The 16,522-nt window shown below is 69.9% G+C and carries 16 protein-coding genes and 1 tRNA gene; 12 read left to right on the top strand and 5 right to left on the bottom strand.

Going from position 1 to position 16,522, the window contains the following annotated elements:
- The first annotated feature begins 71 nt into the window (after positions 1-71).
- From RZO50_RS01805 to RZO50_RS01780, 6 genes are all read left to right on the top strand, one after another.
- A complete protein-coding gene (locus RZO50_RS01805; RefSeq protein ID WP_322597994.1) occupies positions 72-1,628 on the top strand; it encodes a carboxylesterase/lipase family protein in 1,557 nt (518 codons plus the stop codon).
- A 26-nt stretch (positions 1,629-1,654) separates the two neighbouring features.
- Positions 1,655-2,650, top strand: coding sequence for a LacI family DNA-binding transcriptional regulator (locus tag RZO50_RS01800; RefSeq protein WP_322597993.1), 996 nt, complete (start codon positions 1,655-1,657; stop codon positions 2,648-2,650).
- An 89-nt stretch (positions 2,651-2,739) separates the two neighbouring features.
- Entirely contained in the window at positions 2,740-3,495 is a 756-nt protein-coding gene (locus RZO50_RS01795; RefSeq protein ID WP_416211497.1) for an L-ribulose-5-phosphate 4-epimerase, read from the top strand.
- The gene (locus tag RZO50_RS01790) at positions 3,492-5,072 is read left to right on the top strand and encodes a xylulokinase (protein ID WP_322597991.1); all 1,581 of its coding nucleotides are present in this window, start codon (positions 3,492-3,494) and stop codon (positions 5,070-5,072) included. The genes RZO50_RS01795 and RZO50_RS01790 overlap by 4 nt, the downstream gene beginning before the upstream one ends.
- Positions 5,069-6,574, top strand: a complete 1,506-nt coding sequence (araA, locus tag RZO50_RS01785; RefSeq protein ID WP_322597990.1) for an L-arabinose isomerase — start codon at positions 5,069-5,071, stop codon at positions 6,572-6,574. Before RZO50_RS01790 ends, araA begins: the two co-directional genes overlap by 4 nt.
- Positions 6,575-6,577: 3 nt before the next feature.
- The gene (locus RZO50_RS01780; protein ID WP_322597989.1) at positions 6,578-7,522 is read left to right on the top strand and encodes an aldose 1-epimerase family protein; all 945 of its coding nucleotides are present in this window, start codon (positions 6,578-6,580) and stop codon (positions 7,520-7,522) included.
- Here RZO50_RS01780 and RZO50_RS01775 read toward each other — a convergent pair.
- Positions 7,461-7,727: a hypothetical protein gene (locus RZO50_RS01775; protein ID WP_322597988.1), complete on the bottom strand. Its 267-nt coding sequence runs from the start codon at positions 7,725-7,727 to the stop codon at positions 7,461-7,463. The two genes, RZO50_RS01780 and RZO50_RS01775, sit on opposite strands and share 62 nt — an antisense overlap.
- Before the next feature lie 122 nt (positions 7,728-7,849).
- Entirely contained in the window at positions 7,850-8,047 is a 198-nt protein-coding gene (locus tag RZO50_RS01770) for a hypothetical protein (RefSeq protein WP_322597987.1), read from the bottom strand.
- 163 nt (positions 8,048-8,210) lie between these two features.
- Here RZO50_RS01770 and RZO50_RS01765 point away from each other — a divergent pair, with 163 nt between their 5' ends.
- Positions 8,211-8,606, top strand: a complete 396-nt coding sequence (locus RZO50_RS01765) for a DUF5684 domain-containing protein (protein WP_322597986.1) — start codon at positions 8,211-8,213, stop codon at positions 8,604-8,606.
- A gap of 22 nt (positions 8,607-8,628) precedes the next feature.
- Here the strand turns inward: RZO50_RS01765 and RZO50_RS01760 are convergent, their stop codons facing one another.
- On the bottom strand, positions 8,629-9,477 hold the full coding sequence (locus tag RZO50_RS01760) for an SDR family NAD(P)-dependent oxidoreductase (RefSeq protein ID WP_322597985.1): 849 nt from the start codon (positions 9,475-9,477) through the stop codon (positions 8,629-8,631).
- 108 nt (positions 9,478-9,585) lie between these two features.
- Between RZO50_RS01760 and RZO50_RS01755 the strand changes: the two genes are divergently transcribed.
- The 4 genes from RZO50_RS01755 to RZO50_RS01740 all read left to right on the top strand — a co-directional run bounded on the left by RZO50_RS01755 (position 9,586) and on the right by RZO50_RS01740 (position 12,718).
- Positions 9,586-10,200 (top strand): asparagine synthase, encoded by a 615-nt coding sequence (locus tag RZO50_RS01755; protein ID WP_322597984.1) that lies wholly within the window; start codon positions 9,586-9,588, stop codon positions 10,198-10,200.
- A gap of 45 nt (positions 10,201-10,245) precedes the next feature.
- A tRNA-Arg gene (locus tag RZO50_RS01750) sits at positions 10,246-10,318 on the top strand.
- Between the two features lie 347 nt (positions 10,319-10,665).
- Positions 10,666-11,136: an Hsp20/alpha crystallin family protein gene (locus RZO50_RS01745; RefSeq protein ID WP_322597983.1), complete on the top strand. Its 471-nt coding sequence runs from the start codon at positions 10,666-10,668 to the stop codon at positions 11,134-11,136.
- A 94-nt stretch (positions 11,137-11,230) separates the two neighbouring features.
- Complete coding sequence (locus tag RZO50_RS01740; RefSeq protein WP_322597982.1) at positions 11,231-12,718, top strand: L-serine ammonia-lyase, iron-sulfur-dependent, subunit alpha; 1,488 nt, start codon at positions 11,231-11,233, stop codon at positions 12,716-12,718.
- Positions 12,719-12,863: 145 nt separating this feature from the next.
- On the opposite strand, the gene RZO50_RS01735 is transcribed toward RZO50_RS01740, so the two are convergent.
- Positions 12,864-13,877 carry a hypothetical protein gene (locus RZO50_RS01735; RefSeq protein WP_322597981.1) on the bottom strand — a complete coding sequence of 338 codons (1,014 nt, stop codon included), beginning with the start codon at positions 13,875-13,877 and terminating at the stop codon, positions 12,864-12,866.
- A gap of 222 nt (positions 13,878-14,099) precedes the next feature.
- Positions 14,100-14,531: a MarR family winged helix-turn-helix transcriptional regulator gene (locus RZO50_RS01730; protein ID WP_322597980.1), complete on the bottom strand. Its 432-nt coding sequence runs from the start codon at positions 14,529-14,531 to the stop codon at positions 14,100-14,102.
- Between the two features lie 42 nt (positions 14,532-14,573).
- Here RZO50_RS01730 and RZO50_RS01725 point away from each other — a divergent pair, with 42 nt between their 5' ends.
- Positions 14,574-16,388 carry a DUF2207 domain-containing protein gene (locus RZO50_RS01725; RefSeq protein WP_322597979.1) on the top strand — a complete coding sequence of 605 codons (1,815 nt, stop codon included), beginning with the start codon at positions 14,574-14,576 and terminating at the stop codon, positions 16,386-16,388.
- The last annotated feature ends 134 nt before the right edge of the window (positions 16,389-16,522 follow it).

The following is a 16,522-nucleotide window of genomic DNA, read 5'->3' as shown; positions in this document are numbered from 1 at the left end:
CCGGCCGGACCTGCCGCCATGATGGATGCTCGGCCGCCCGCGCAGGGGCGGCGGGTCGACGGAGGGTGCGGATGGACGAGGCCGAACGCGAGGGGACACCGCGCGAGGTGACGGCGCGGTGCGCGGCGGGAGCGTTCGCGGGGACGTCCGACGACGGGGTGCGTCTGTTCGCCGGAATCCGATACGCGCAGGCGCCGGTGGGGGATGCCCGCTGGCGCGACCCCCGGCCCGTCTCTCCGGCGGAGGGGATCGTCGATGCCACCCGGTTCGGCGCGGTCGCGCCGCAGCAGGTGAACAAGGCGATGGACCTCGGCCCCGACCCGGTCATGTCCGAGGACTGCCTGTTCCTGAACGTGTGGACGCCGGATCATGCCGACGGGCAGGCTCTCCCCGTGATGGTCTGGGTGCACGGCGGTGCCTATACGTTCGGTGCGGGAAGCCAACCCCTCTATGACGCCCGACGCCTCGTGGCCTCGGGCGACGTCGTCGTTGTGACCATCAACTACCGCATCGGCGGCCTGGGCTTCCTGGACCTGTCCGGGTTCGGGACCGCCGGCCACGTCTTCGACGGCAACCTCGCCCTCAAAGACGTGATCGCCGCGCTCGAGTGGGTGCGCGCCAACATCGACGGCTTCGGAGGAGACCCGGGGCGGGTGACGGCGTTCGGCGAGTCTGCAGGCGCCGGTCTGGTCACGACACTCCTGGCCACCCCGCGGGCCGAAGGGCTCATCCACGGGGTCATCGCGGAGTCCTCCCCGGTCTCGAGCGTCTACGGGCGGGAGCGGTCGCAGCGGGTCGCCGATCGCTTCCTGTCGATCCTCGGTGAGCACGACCCGGGGCGGTTGCGCGACGTGCCCGCAGAGCGGATCGTGGATGCCGCCGCGCGCGTGTTCGCGGAGATCCCGGCCGTCGACCCGGGCACCATCGCTTTCTCACCGATCGTCGACGGCGACCTCGTCCCCGAGCCTCCCGTGACGGTGCTGGCCGAGGGGCGGGGACTGCCGGTGCCGCTGCTGATCGGGACCAACAAGGACGAAGCCTCCTTCTTCCGCTTCATGAAGTCGCCGCTTCTGCCGATCAGCGATGAGCAGATCGATCGCATGTTCGCCGACCTGAAGGTGGAGGATCCGTTGCTGACCCTGCCGGAGATGGAGCAGGTTCGGGCCGCCTACGAAGACACGCGGCACCGCGCGATCGGCCTCGGCATCGCGCGAGACGTCGGATTCCGGATGCCGACGCTGTGGGCGGTCGAAGGACACGCGCGCGTCGCGCCCACCTACCTCTACCGTTTCGACCACGCCACGCCGTTCCTGCGGATGGTGGGACTCGGTGCCACCCACGGCAGCGAGCTGCCCTACGTGTGGGGTTCAGTCGAGGGTGCGACCAAGGGGCCGGTGTTCCGGCTGGGCGGGCGCCACGCCGCGCAGCGGATCTCCCACCGGGTGATGCGCCGATGGACCGCATTCGCGCACGGCGCCGCGCCGGACGCGCCGGATGCGGTCAGCTGGCCCGCCTTCGACTCCGACCGCCGCGCGACGCTCGTGATCGACGGCGTCGACCGTGTCGTCGACGACCTCGACGCGACCCTGCGTGCCGGATGGGGGGATGAGGTGCTCGCCTTCCGCTGAGCCGCGGCCGCGCTACGGTGAGGATCATGCCCCCTGCGTCGCACACCCCGCCCGCACGCGTGGGCGTGCGACAGGTTGCCGAGCGCGCCGGCGTGTCGACGCAGACCGTTTCGCGGGTCATCAACGACCACCCCCATATCAGGCCGGAAACCCGTGAACGCGTGCTCGCGGCGATGGCCGAGCTGGACTATCGCGTCAACAACGCCGCACGCGCGCTGGGCACACGGACCACTCGAACGATCGGGGTCATCGCGTCGGATGCGGCTCTGTACGGTCCCGCGGTGGGGATCACTGCGTTGGAGAGAGCGGCGCGCGAGGCCGACCGGTGGATCGCGACGGCATATGCCGATGCCGCCGATACCGCATCGGTCGTCGACGCCGCCGCCCGACTGCGCGCCCAGGGGGTGGATGGCATCGTCGTGCTCGCACCCCACGAGGGGTCACTCGCGGCGCTCACCGACGCGCATCGCGACGTCCCCGTCACGGCGCTGCACACCCAGGTGGGTTACGACAGGCAGAGGGAGGGGGCCGCGCTTGCCGTCGACCACTTATGGAGGCTCGGGCACCGCCGTCTCGCTCACCTCGCCGGTCCCGCGGACTGGCTCGAGGCCCGGGCTCGGGCCGACGGGGTGCGGACGGCGCTCGCCGCTCACGGCGCGGCCGCGGTGACGTGGGTGGGGGACTGGACCGCGGCGACCGCGTCGTCGCTTGCCGCGGAGATCGGCCTCGCCGCGCGATCCCCGAGCGGACCGACGGCGGTGGTGGTTGCGAACGATCAGATGGCGCTCGGGCTGATCGCCGGGCTGCGGCACGTCGGTGTCGAGGTGCCCGGCGAGGTCAGTGTGACTGGCTTCGACGACAACCCGGACGCCGCCTTCTACCGTCCCGCGCTCACGACCGTGCGGATCGATCTTGCCGGCGAGGCGCGTCGGGTCGTCGCCGCCGTCAGGGGCGAACCGGTCTCGTCGCCCGCGGCACCGGTGCTCGTGACACGAGCATCCGCTGTGCAGCCGTCGCGATGATCTCGTATCCGGGGTGGCGGGTCGACCCTCTGCTCGGTAGTGTGTTACCGGTAACATAAGGGGACATCGTCCCCTGCCCGCACGAGCCGATGGAGAACCGCGTGCCCGACTTCCCCGCCGACATCCAGGCGACGATCGACAGGGTGCGTGACGATGTCGCGCGACTGCACGGCGAACTCGTTCGCTACGGCCTCGTGGTCTGGACCGGCGGCAACGTCTCCGGTCGTGTCCCGGGCACGGAACTGTTCGTGATCAAACCGTCCGGGGTGTCCTACGACGACCTCACCCCGGAGAACATGATCGTGTGCACTCTTCACGGCGTCGTCGTCTCCGACGCGCCGGGCAGCGACCGCAGCCCTTCCAGCGACACGGCCGCCCACGCGTACGTGTACCGTCACATGCCCGACGTGGGCGGTGTCGTGCACACTCACTCGCCCTACGCCGTCGCCTGGGCGGCGCGCGGTGAGGACATCCCGTGTGTCACCACCGGGATGGCCGACGAATTCGGGGGGCCCATCCCCGTCGGTCCGTTTGCGGTCATCGGTGACGACTCGATCGGTCGCGGCATCGTCGACACCCTTCGCGGGCACCGCTCGCGCGCCGTCCTCATGCAGAACCACGGCCCGTTCACGATCGGGGTGAGCGCGAAGGACGCCGTCAAGGCGGCCGTCATGTGCGAGGACGCCGCGCGCACCGTCCATCTCGCCCGGCAGGCCGGTCCGCTCGTTCCGATCCCCCAGGAGAAGATCGACGCACTCTACGCGCGCTACCAGAGCGTCTACGGCCAACCCGCGGATGAGCGGCGCGACGCAGATCGACCGGGTGCGGCGGGGGAGGAGGGGTGAAAGCCGCGCTCGGGATCGAGTTCGGCTCCACGCGGATCAAGGCCTGTCTCGTCGATGCGGAGGATGCGCGGACCGTGCTCGCCACCGGGTCCCACGCGTGGGAGAACCGGCTCGAGAGCGGCATATGGACCTACGACCTCGATGCGGTGTGGACGGGCGTGCGTGAGGCCGTCGCGGAGCTGCTGGACCAATCCCGTTCGGCCTCCGGGGGTGTTCCCGAGATCGTCGCGATCGGTATCTCGGCCATGATGCACGGGTACCTCGCGTTCGACGATCGGGGGACTCTGCTCGTGCCCTTCCGGACGTGGCGCAACACCCACACCGGCACTGCGGCGGCTGAGCTGTCGCAGACCTTCGGGATGAACATCCCGCTGCGCTGGTCGATCGCTCACCTGCACCAGGCCATCCGTGACGGCGAGAAGCACGTCTCGGAGATCGCGTCGATCACCACCCTCGCCGGATACGTGCATCGCCGACTCACCGGGGCGCACGTCCTCGGCGTCGGCGATGCGTCGGGGATGTTCCCGATCGGCGCCGGCAGCACTGCCTACGACTCCGACCTCCTCGCGCGGTACCGGAGGCTCGTGCCGCAGATCGACCTGCTCGAGCTCCTCCCGGAGCCGCTTCCCGCCGGGGCGGACGCCGGATACCTGACCGTCGACGGGGCCGCATTGCTCGATCCGGCCGGAGCGATCCCCGCGGGGGTGCCGCTCTGCCCGCCCGAGGGAGACGCGGGGGCCGGCATGGTGGCCACCGGGGCGGTGGCGCCCCGCACCGGCAACGTCAGCGCCGGAACGAGCATCTTCGCCATGGTCGTCCTCGAGAGCCCTCTCTCGGCAGCCCACGGTGAGCTCGACCTCGTGACCACGCCCGCCGGCGACCCCGTCGCGATGGTGCACTGCAACAACGGTGCCAGCGAACTGGCCGCGTGGGCGGGCTTGTTCGAACGCTTCGCAGCGGCGACGGGAACGCCCTTGTCCGCCGACGCGGTGTTCGACACCCTCTTCGCGGAAGCCCTCGACGGTGCGCCGGATGCCGGCGGACTGCTGGCGTACAACCACCTCGCCGGTGAGCCGATCGCGGGCCTGGAGGCAGGCCGGCCGCTGTTCGTCCGCACGCCCGACAGCGACTTCCGTCTCGGCAACGTCATGCGCGCTCAGATCTACGGCGTCTACGGCACGCTCGCCCTCGGGATGCGCGTGCTGGAGCGCGAGGGTGTCGGTATCGACCGGATGCTCGCACACGGCGGTCTGTTCCGCACCGCCGGTGTCGCGCAGCGCCTGCTCGCCGCCGCCCTCGACGCGCCCGTGGCCGTCGGCGAGACCGCGGCCGAAGGCGGCGCGTGGGGGATGGCTGTGCTCGCCGCGTTCCGCCTGCGGGCCGGAGAAGGCGGGCTCTCGGAGTACCTCGACGAGAGCGTGTTCGCGGGGGTCGCGGCCGACATCGCCCACCCCCATCCCGACGACGTCGCCGGATTCGCCCGCTACCTCGACCGATACGCCGCCGGGCTCGCGGTCGAGGCCGCTGCCGTCGACGCCCTCCCCGTGTCCGCCCGCTCCTCGAAGGACCCCTCATGACGCGCACACCGATATCGCTCGACGGCTTCGAGGTCTGGTTCGTCACGGGCAGCCAGGATCTGTACGGCGAGGAGACGCTGCGACAGGTGGCGGCGCAGTCGCAGGCGGTCGTCGCCGGGCTCGAGGGGCTACCGGTGCGGATCGTCTGGAAGCCGGTGGTGAAGGATGCCGACAGCATCCGTCGCCTCGCGCTGGAGGTCAATGCTCGCGACGATGTCATCGGCGTGATGGCGTGGATGCATACCTTCAGCCCGGCGAAGATGTGGATCGCGGGTCTCCACGCGCTGCAGAAGCCCTTGCTGCACCTGCACACGCAGGCCGATGTCGAGCTGCCGTGGGCGGAGATCGACTTCGACTTCATGAACCTGAACCAGGCCGCGCACGGCGATCGGGAGTTCGGGTACATCCAGACCCGACTGGGGGTGGCCCGCAAGACGGTCGTGGGGCATGTTTCCCACCCTTCGGTGCGGCAGCAGGTCGAGGACTGGCAGCGTGCGTGCGCGGGATGGGCGGCCTCGCGATCCCTGAAGCTCGCGCGGTTCGGCGACAACATGCGCTATGTCGCGGTCACCGAGGGCGACAAGACCGAGGCGGAACTGCGGTTCGGCGTGCAGGTCAACACGTGGGGGGTCAACGACCTGGCCCGGGCCATAACGCAGGCTGAGCCGCGCGCGATCGACGCGCTGGTGCAGGAATACGCCGACCTCTACGACGTACAGCCTGAATTACTGCCGGGAGGCGAGCGGCACCGGTCGCTGCGTGACGGTGCCGCCATCGAGATCGGACTCCGCTCCTTCCTGGAGGAGGGTGGATTCGGCGCGTTCACGACGAGTTTCGAAGACCTCGGGGCACTGCCCCAGCTGCCCGGCTTGGCCGTTCAACGGCTCATGGCGGACGGGTACGGCTTCGGTGCGGAGGGGGACTGGAAGACGGCCGTGCTCGTCCGTGTCGCGAACGTCATGGGTGCCGGGCTCGCCGGTGGCGCCTCGCTCATGGAGGACTACACCTACGATCTCGTCCCCGGTGACGAGAAGATCCTCGGGGCGCACATGCTCGAGGTCTCGCCCTCGATCTCCTCCGAGATGGCGCGGCTGGAGGTTCACCCGCTGGGCATCGGCGGCAAGGACGACCCGGTGCGCCTGGTCTTCACCGCCGATCCCGGGCCGGCACTCGTCGTGGCGATGAGCGATATGCGCGACCGCTTCCGGTTGGTCGCGAACGTGGTGCGCAACATCGAGGCGCCCGATCTTCCGAACCTGCCGGTCGGTCGGGCCGTGTGGAAGCCCGCTCCCGACTTCGCGACGTCGGCGGCCTGTTGGCTTGCCGCGGGGGCGGCGCACCATACTGTGATGACGACCGCCGTCGGTCTGGAGGTGTTCCGCGACTTCGCGGAGATCGCCCGTACCGAGCTCGCCGTCATCGACGAGGCGACCACCGTGCGCGGCTTCCAGCAGGAGCTGCGGTGGAACCAGGCGTACTTCCGACTCGCACAAGGACTGTAGAACATGGCTCGAACCCCCGCGTCCGGAATCCAGCACCACCTCCGGGCAGGTGATTACGAGGCTGACATCGCCGGTGTCGGCGCCACGCTGCGGTCATTGACCCACGCCGGTCGCGACCTCATCGTGCCCTTCGCCGCAGACGAAGTGCGTCCCGCGCATCGCGGCGCGACGCTCGCGCCGTGGCCGAATCGCGTCGTCGACGGCGCCTACTCGTTCGGTGGACGCGACTTCCAGCTCCCGCTCACCGAGCCCGCTCGCTCGCACGCGCTGCACGGCCTGGCCACGTGGCAGCACTTCCGTGCGATCGATGAGGGCGCCGACCACGTCACCCTCGAGGCCGTCATCGAGCCGCAGACCGCCTACCCGTGGCGTCTCGTGGTGCGCACGAGGTTCGCACTGTCGGCCGACGGTCTCACCCAGACCGTGACGGTCGAAAACGTCTCGGACGCGCCTGCTCCGTGGGGCACCGCTCCCCACCCCTATCTCGTCGCGGGGGACGGGCCCCTGGACCAGTGGGTCCTGGAGCTTCCGGCCGAGCGCGTCCTCGCGGTCACCGACGACCGCCTCATCCCGACCGAGCTCCGCGACGTCGCGGCGGACGATCCGGCGCGTTTCGACTTCCGGGTTCCGCGGACGATCGGCGACGCGGAGATCGACCACGCCTACACCGGTCTCGTGCGCGACGGTGACGGCTGCGCCACGGTGCGTGTGACCACGGTGCACGGCACCGGCGTGCTCATGCAGTGGGGGGTGGAGTGCCCCTGGGTGCAGGTGCACACGGCCGACCGACCGGTCGCTGCCGAGAACCGCTTGGGGCTGGCCGTGGAGCCGATGACGTGCGCTCCGGATGCGTTCAACGCCTCACGGTACGACTACGACGCGGGGCTCATCGTGCTCGAACCCGCGCAGCGGGCGTCAGCATCGTGGCGGATCGCCGCGATCGTCTGATCCAGGGGGTCGACCGTTCCAGTCCGTAGCGGACCGCCAGCGCGCTCCAGCCGCATCCGAGCGCACCGATGGTGAGCGCCAGCATGCCGCTTGCGCGGGAGAGAACGGTCGAATCCGCGGCGAGGATCACGGTGAGTCCCATGACGATGAGCGCCGCGCTTCCGGTGGCGACGAACAGGGCGACGGCTGTGCTGCGAGGGGACATCGGGGCCTCCGGGGTCGGGCGTGCGTGCGCGCGCATTCCTTGTTCGGAGACGTTCGTCGATCGGATGGGGGGACGACGAAGGGCCGCGAGGTGCGCCGCGGCCCTTCGTCGTCGCAGGCGCGTCAGCTGTCGCGCATCCGTTCGTTGGCCTCGTTCTTCGCCTTCACCGAATCCCGCTCGGCTTCGGCCTTCTTGACGTCGGACTCGGCCTTCATCTCGTCGACCTTGTCGTCGATGCGGTCCTTGGTGTCTTCCCAGGCCTCGCTCGCCTTGCGGCCGGCGGTCTCGGCGGCGTCCTTCGCATCATCCATGAATCCCATGAGTCACTCCCTCTCTCGAAAGGCTCGAGGGTCCTTGTGGGCCCGTCGGTGACGCTAATGCGTCCGCGGCGGCGAGCGGATGGGGTTGCGCGCGCACGGGTCGCTCGCTACTCGGCCGGAAATGTATCAACGCTCCCAGCGAACTCTCAGTATTGTCATGGATATGAACACCTTCGCCGACATCGTCACCTACGACGCCGACCCCGCCGCCGGCATCGCCGTCTTCACAGGCTTCGGCCTGGCCTGGCTCGCTTTCTACGTGCTGCTCGCCGTGGCACTGTGGAAGGTCTTCTCCAAGGCCGGATACCCGGGCTGGCTCGCGATCATCCCGATCGTCAACATGTTCGTGCTGGTCAAGGTCGCCGGATTCTCCGCGTGGCTCGGCCTGCTCTACTTCATCCCGCTGGTCAACCTCGTGTTCTCGATCATCGTCGCCTTCCGCACCGGAAAGGCCTTCGACAAGGGCGGCGTGTTCTCCTTCTTCCTGCTGTGGATGTTCGCGTTCGTCGGCTACTTCATCGTCGGCTTCGACAAGTCCACCTACACCAAGCCGGTCTGATCCGAGCGTCGGTCGGCCGTCGTCACCCCACGGGCGTGGTGGTGTCGACGGCCTCTTTCAAGGGGCGGCGCATCACTGCCCAGTAGTGGGACGGGGCCAGGCGCGAGAGCACGTCGACGAGGCGTGCTTCACGGCCGATCATCGTCCGGGCGCGCCGACGGATCGTCGCCTCGACGATCTTCTCGCCCGCGTCCCCCGGTTCGGTGCGGTACATCGCCGCCTGCGCCGCGGCGGCACGCGCGGCGACGGCCGGGTCGACCGCCGCCGCGTAACGGCCGTGGAGGATGATCCCCGTCTTCACGCCGGCCGGGTAGATCGCGCCGACGGTCACCGACGTCTGCTCGAGCTCGTGCCGCAGCGCCTCGGTGAAGCCCCGTACCGCGTACTTGCTCATCGCGTACGGGATGCGCCCCGCCGGAGCGGCGAGGCCGTAGATGCTCACCAGATGCGTGATGTGTGCGGCGGGCTCGCGCAGCAGCGCGGGAAGCAGCGCCTGGGTGATGTTCACCGTCCCCCACAGGTTCACATCCATGAGCCACCGCATCTCGGCCATCGTGAGTTGGTCGACGCCGCCGAGCATCGAAGACCCCGCGCACGTGACGAGCGATTGCACGCGCGGGTGGTGCGACGTGATCTCATCGACCATCGCGATCACCGCGTCGTCGGAGGTCAGGTCGACCGTGTGGGTGGAATGGCCGCGACCGCGCAGATCCCGGGCCACCGATTCGAGGCCCTCGGCGTTGCGGTCGACGAGGGCGACGTGTGCGCCCCGGGCCGCCATCCGGCGCGCCACCTCCGCGCCCATTCCGCTGGCGGCTCCGGTGATCACCGCGGTGCGCCCGCGCACATCCAGGTGTGCTCGTCGGGTCATGGTCGTCCTCCGCATCGTCGCGTGCCCCCTATTGTGTCCGATCTCTGAGGCGAACCCGAGAGGGCCGCCGGAGGCGGACGATACGATCGGGGGCGGAGGTGCGCGCACATGGGACGCAACGCGGACGCGATCGCCGAGGGCGTTTCGATCGCCGCCGCCGCCGCGCGGCTGACGGTGCGCAATCGCATCCTCGTCGACACCATCGCCCGCAACGAGCCGTTCGACCCGGAGCGCGTCGCCCCGCTGGCGCGCGAAACGCTGCTCGCGCTGGCCGCCGAGCAGGAGGCCGCTGCCGAACTCACGCGCAAGCTGCGCAAGAAGGCGTGGGGGAAGTACTCCGACCCGGGGAGCACTCACGACTACCGTGACCGCGACACCCGGAACCTCCGGCGCCGTCAACGCCAATACACCGGGGTGGCCAAGGTGCTTCGCGAGCGCGCGGATGACGTGGAGGCCGTGCGAGAGCTCGTGGCCGATGCGCGGGAGGCTGCCTGGGGAGACGTCGAGTCGAACCTGCAGCGCCGGCTCGTCGCCGAAGGGGCCAGGCCCGACCTCGAGCCTGACTACGCCAAGATGCGCGCGGCTCGGATGCAGGCCCTCCGGCTGGTCGATCTCCCCAGGCTCGCCGCGCATCGGCGTCGCGTCGACCCACCGGCGATGGGCGATGTCCAAGACCCAGAGGACGTGGCCGCCGCGCTTGATTCGCCACCGACCGAATCGTGATGTAGGCTGAACCTTGGCCTTCGCGCCGTTTCGTGCGAAGGTCCTGCGCCTCTAGCTCAATGGATAGAGCATCTGACTACGGATCAGAAGGTTGGGGGTTCGAGTCCCTCGAGGCGCGCACTGTGTTGAGACAGTGAGAAATCCCTCGCCCATCGGGCGGGGGATTTTCGTTTTCCGGTGTTTCGTCCCGCGTCCCGCGTCCCGTCGCACTCCGCACCGAGGTGTGTTTCTGCGGTGGCGCAGCGTGCTCGCGCGGGGGATTCGGTGCCCTCGTCGTGCGCCCTCGTTCCGCCGGGAGCTCGACCGGCGCCCGAGGCGCCCGCTTCCCGCCGGTCGTTCGCCGAGGGCGATCGAAAGATCTGGCACTCTCTGGCCTCGAGTGCTAATCTTTTCTTACTTGAGTCGATGCGACTCAACTTAAACCATCGTCGGGCCTTGCGTCCGACCCGCCACGAAGGAGAAGAAATGGGAACCTACGACCCGTTCCGCGAGCTGGACCGCATGGCGTCGAGCCTCCTCGACGCGCGACGTGGACCCCGCCGCATGCCGATGGACCTCTACCGCGACGGCGACCATTACGTCCTGAACGCCGACCTGCCGGGCATCGACCCGGGGTCGGTCGACATCGACGTCGACGGACAGCTTCTCACCATCCGCGCAGAGCGCACCCTCGCTTCCGGCGACGGCGTGAAGTGGATCACCCGGGAACGTGAGACGGCGAGCTTCGTCCGCCAGTTGAACCTCGGACAGGGGATCGACACCGAGCGCATCTCGGCCAGTTACGGCAACGGCGTCCTGTCGGTGATGATCCCGGTCAGTGAGAAGGCCAAGCCACGCAAGATCGAGGTGTCGACCGAGGGGCAGCCGTCGGTGCTGCAGGCCCACGAGTCGCACGCGTCGGCACCGGCCGACGGCCCGGCGCCCGTCGAGCAGTAACCCGCAGCGGCACCAACGACGCCCCGGCTCCGCGGAGTCGGGGCGTCGTGCGTTTCGGAGCGCGATCTCGGCAGTGCAGGCGTAGCCTGTCGGGGTGAGCGCCTACGTCTCGGCGTTCGAGCTGTTCTCCATCGGTGTAGGACCCTCGAGCTCCCACACGGTCGGTCCGATGCGCGCCGGCCGTGACTTCGCGGCGCGCCTGCGCGAGATCGGTGTCCTCGAGAACGTCGCGCACGTCGGGTGCTCCCTGTTCGGCTCCCTCGGGGCGACGGGGATCGGCCACGGTACGCCCGACGCGGTGGTCGCGGGGCTTTCGGGACTCGATCCCGAAACGGTCGACCCGGACGAGGTCCGCGGAGCGTGGATGAACTGGCGCGAGGGATCGCGACTTCCGCTGGCCGGCATCCGGCCGGTCGCGTTCGCGAAGGGCGACATCGAGTTCTCTCCGCGCACGCGCCTGCCCGCGCACCCGAACGCGATGACCCTCGTCGCGCGGGACTCGGCCGGCGCCGTCGTCGGGGAGGAGACCTATTACTCGGTGGGTGGCGGCTTCATCCGACGCGACGGGGAGCCCCTCGACGTGGCGGTCGCGTGGCCGCTGCGTTTCGACACCGCGGCGAAGCTTCTGGGAATCTGCGACGACGAGCAGCTGACGATCGCCGAGGCCGCTCGGCGGAACGAAGAAGCGCTGCGTTCCGAGGAGGACGTCGCAGCGGGACTCGACCGCATCTGGGACGCCATGGCGGCGTGCGTCGAGGCCGGACTCCACGCCGACGGCACCCTGCCCGGCATGCTGCGGGTCGCCCGGCGCGCTGGGCGCATCCGCATGCAGCTCGAGGAGGTGACGGCGGCGGGCGGGCGTGAACTGCCGGGGGAGTGGCTCGGCGCGTATGCCCTTGCGGTCATCGAGGAGAACGCCGCCGGAGGTCGGGTCGTGACCGCCCCCACCAACGGTGCGGCCGGCATCCTTCCGGCCGTCGCGATGTACTGGTGGAACTTCCTCGCAGACTCCGGGCTCGGCACCGGAACCGCGGTCACGCCGCACGGGGAACTGGCCGGCAGTGCGTTGCGGGGATTCGGCGCCGCGGCCGGCGCGTCTTCCACCACGTGCGACGAGGAGGCCGTGGCCGAGGCGAATCGCCGCCGTGGGATCCGCCGATTCCTCCTCACGGCCACGGCCCTCGGATCCCTCTTCAAGGCGAACGCGTCGATCTCCGGAGCGGAGGGCGGGTGCCAGGCGGAGGTCGGATCCGCGTGCGCGATGGCCGCCGGCGGCCTGACGGCGGTGATGGGCGGCACGAATCGCCAGATCGAGAATGCCGCCGAGATCGCCATGGAGCATCACCTCGGGCTGACGTGCGACCCCGTCGGAGGTCTCGTTCAGATTCCGTGCATCGAGCGCAACGCGATCGCCGCCGCCACGGCTGTCACCGCCGCGCGGCTGGCCCTGCGCGGCGACGGGTCGCACTTCGTGTCGCTCGATGCCGTGGTCGAGACGATGCGGCAGACCGGCCTCGACATGTCGCACAAGTACAAGGAGACCAGCGCAGGCGGCCTCGCCGTCAACGTGATCGAGTGCTGACCGCCTTCCGGTTGGACGGCCGGAGCCCCCGTGCCCGCCTTCACCGGTCACCCGATGTCGTACCCGTCGATTCACCTGTCACCGGATGCGGCTATCGCCACCGACATCGACATCGAGCGGCAACCGAACACCACGCCCGGACGGGTCACCCGGACGTTCCGCGTCTCCAGCCTCGCTGCTCGAGGTGTCTACGGATGCGGTGGACGGCCGGAGCGACACTCGGCGTGAGGTGTATCGCTGAGAACCGGAGCACGGTCCATCCCAGATCCTGGTAGCGCCCGTACTTCTCGATGTCCCGATTCCATTGGCGTCGGTCGGTGCGATGCTGGTCTCCCTCGCACTCGATGAGCAGGCTGTACGACGGGTACGCGAACTCGGTGCAGCCGACGAGTCGCCCATCGCCATCGCGTACGTCGTAGTCGAGGATCGGATCGGGCAAGCCGGCGCGTGACAGTCCGAGACGCAACGCGGTCTCGGTGGGGCTGGCGACGCCCTCGCGCAGGAGCGGCAGCGCCTCGCGGAGCACGCGCGCGCCGAGTCGCCGCCCGGCCTCGATCGCGGCTTCGAGGTGGGCGAGCGTGCCTCGTGCCGCCTCGGGGCCCGTGCGATGCCCGTCATCGGTGCGCGGACGGTGCAGGATCGCGTCGCCCGCGGCGACGAGGTCGTCGAGCGTGAGGATGCCGCCGAGCTGCGCCCAGGTCGCGGCGGGCGACGCGAGCGTCATGCCGTCGCGCGTGCGGACCGACACGAGGTGCGGGGCGAGCTGGTGTCCGCGGATCCCCGCGGCACGCGGCGCGCGGTGAGGTGCCGCGACGGAGACGTCGAGGGCGTCCGGCGATGCCACGCCGCTCGGCAACGGCAAACCCCACAGTGCGGCCGCCGTGGCATGGCTGAAGAATGCGTGCTCCGCCATCACGGTGCTGTACGCGGCCGCATTCCTCGTGATCTCCCGGCGTCGGTCGCTCGCGGCGATGATGCGAGCCGACCCGGCGCCGCGCGTGTCGAGGTCGGCATCTTCGCGGCGCACGCGGGCGCCGATGTAGGGCGTCTCGAGGTCGCGCGCCCGAAGGCGCCCGGTGCTCACCCCTCGTCGACGCGCCTCCGCGACGGAGAACGCGTCGCCCAGGCGCGGGTCGAGGGGTTCGGGTCGGCGAGCCATGCCCCGACTCTTGCGCCGGAGCGTGTGGGGTCGCCGCCCCGCCACGACATCCGGGGACGCGTGCCCTCTCGGGTGCGCTGTGGAGGAATCGCGCATCCCCGGTTTCGCCTGTCACCGGATGCGGCATCCCGGTATTCGCCTGTCACCGGATGCGGTAATCGCCGCCAGATCCGACATCGAGTGCCAACCGAACTCGACCCGAAGACCGTCCGGGGGGGGGGGTCAGGCGCGACCGCGGAGCTTGGCGGTCAGATCACGCAGCTGCGCCAGCTCGCCGTCGTCGAGGCAGGACATCCGGTCGGCGATGGAGCGGGCGTGCTGCGAAGCCAGCCGCCGGAAAGTCGTGGCACCATGCTCGGTGGCACGTACGAGGGAACCGCGTCCGTCGTCGGGGTCGGGGCACTTCGAGATGAGGCCTCGCTGGACCATCCGATCCACCAGCCGCGACACACTGGGCTGGCTGATCAGCATGTTCGCGGTGATGTCGCGCAGCCGTGCGGTCATGTCCGGGCCGCGCGTGACCGTCAGCAGGACGTCGTATTCGCCCTGCGCGAGCTCCTCGTCGTCGAAGTCGCCGCTGATCTCGTCGAGGATCTCGTGCTGGGCGCGGAACAGGCTCTCCCAGGCTTCCACGGCGAGACGGCGATCGGTCATGGACAAAAGAGTAGGCCGAATCCCTCCCCCTAGGCTGGAGGCATGTCTGCCGTGAGGACCGTCCGGGATGCTCGTGCGCGTGTGGGGTGGATGGCTGCCGCCGTCGCGTTGCTCGTGCTCACGGTCGTCGGCATGGGTGCGGTGGCGCCCGCGTCGGCGAACGTCGACGACTTCGAGTTCGAGAGCATGCACGCCGACTACACGCTGGGTCTGGACGCCGACGGGCACAGCACCCTCCACGTGGTGGAGACCTTCGTCGCAGACTTCCCCGACGAGGACCAGAACCGTGGCATGCGGCGGATCTTCAAGGACAGCTACAACGGGCAGCCGCTCTTCCCCGAGATGATCTCCGTCACCGACGGTGAGGGCAACCCGCGTCCCGTGGACGTGGACCACGAGGACGGCGTGTTCGTGATGACCTCCGCCGAGGACGACTTCGTCCACGGCGAGCAGACCTACGTGTTCACCTACGACCTCGAGAACGTCACGTGGCGCTTCCGCGACACCGGGGACGAGTTCTACTGGGACATCAATGGTCTCGACTGGCGCCAGCCCTTCGGCGACGTGTCGGTGACCCTCACCGTGGAGCCCGAGCTCGCCGGGTCGCTCACCGGCGCCCAGGCCTGCTACGCCGGCGCGGAGGGGGTCACCGATGCGTGCCCGATCGAGGCGGTGGAAAGCGACGGCGGTGCGGTGGTGATCGACGCGGGCGGAGTGGCACTGGAGCCCTTCGAGACCGTGACGATCTCCGTCGGCTTCGAGGACGAGACCTTCGTCCTCTTCGATACGAGCTACCTCGCCTCGCCGTGGGGGTGGGCGCAGGCGGTCGCCGGGCTCGGACTGGTCGGCGCCGTCGTGTTCGCCTTGGTGCACCGGCGACGGGTGCTGGCCGATGAGCCCGGCCGCCCGACGATCATCGCCGAGTTCACCCCGCCGCCGCAGGTGGATGCGCTCGAGTCTGCGGTGCTGCTCGGACGCACGAGCAAGGCCATCCCCGCCGAGGTGCTCGAACAGGCGATCGTCGGCAGCATCCGCATCCTCGAGGGGCAGAAGAAGGTGTTCGGCGGCGCGAAGCTGCAGGCGCAGCTCCTCGACCGCTCCCGCGCGGACGGCGACGGCCGAATGCTCCTCGACGGGCTGTTCGGTCCGACGGCCGCGCCGGGCGCGGTGTACGAGTTCGGCTCGCAGGACCGCCGGTTCTCGACATCGGCGCAGAAGATCATCAAGGCGGCGAACCAGGAGCTGACGTACAAGGGGCTGCGCCGGCCGGTGGCGAACGCGGCGCGGGCCCTGCCCGTCGCGATCTCCCTCGGCATCGCCGTCGCCGCGGTGGTCCTCGGGTTCATCGCCATCTCCTCCGGCGCCGCCGCCGGCATCCCGGTGCTGGTCATGATCGCCGCGATCGCTCTGGCGGTCGTGACGATGCTGCTGGTCTCCCGCAAACCGCTCAGCGCCGAGGGATCGGAGGTGCGCGACCACCTCAAGGGCCTGGAGATGTTCATCGAGTGGGCCGAGGCCGACCGCATCCGCATGCTCCAGTCACCCGCGGGCGCGGAACGCGTCTCGGTCGACACCGGCGATCGCGTGCAGATGATCCGCCTGTACGAGACCCTGTTGCCGTACGCGGTGGTCTTCGGCCAGGAGAAGAAGTGGGCGCAGCAACTCTCCGTGATGTACGGCGCAGGCGTCGCGCCGTATTGGTACTACGGCACCACGGGCTTCAACGCCATGTCCTTCTCGACCGGCATCGCGTCGTTGTCAGCAGCCGCCTCGTCGTCGTCTTCGACGTCCGGCGGATCCAGCGGCGGCGGGTCCGCCGGCGGCGGCGGTGGCGGTGGTGGCGGCGGCGGGGTCTGACTCGCCGGGCGGGTGTGCGCCGCAACGGGGCGGCACGAAGAAGGGCCGGTCGGAGAGGCTTCCGACCGGCCCTTACTCGTGCACCAAGAGCAATCACATGCCGGTGATCGCCACAGCAAAACGATCACCGTGCG

Source organism: Microbacterium xanthum (assembly GCF_034531355.1).
GTDB lineage: Bacteria > Actinomycetota > Actinomycetes > Actinomycetales > Microbacteriaceae > Microbacterium > Microbacterium xanthum.
Note: the sequence above shows the minus strand (reverse complement) of the source record. Positions and strands in the feature narration are given on the sequence as shown.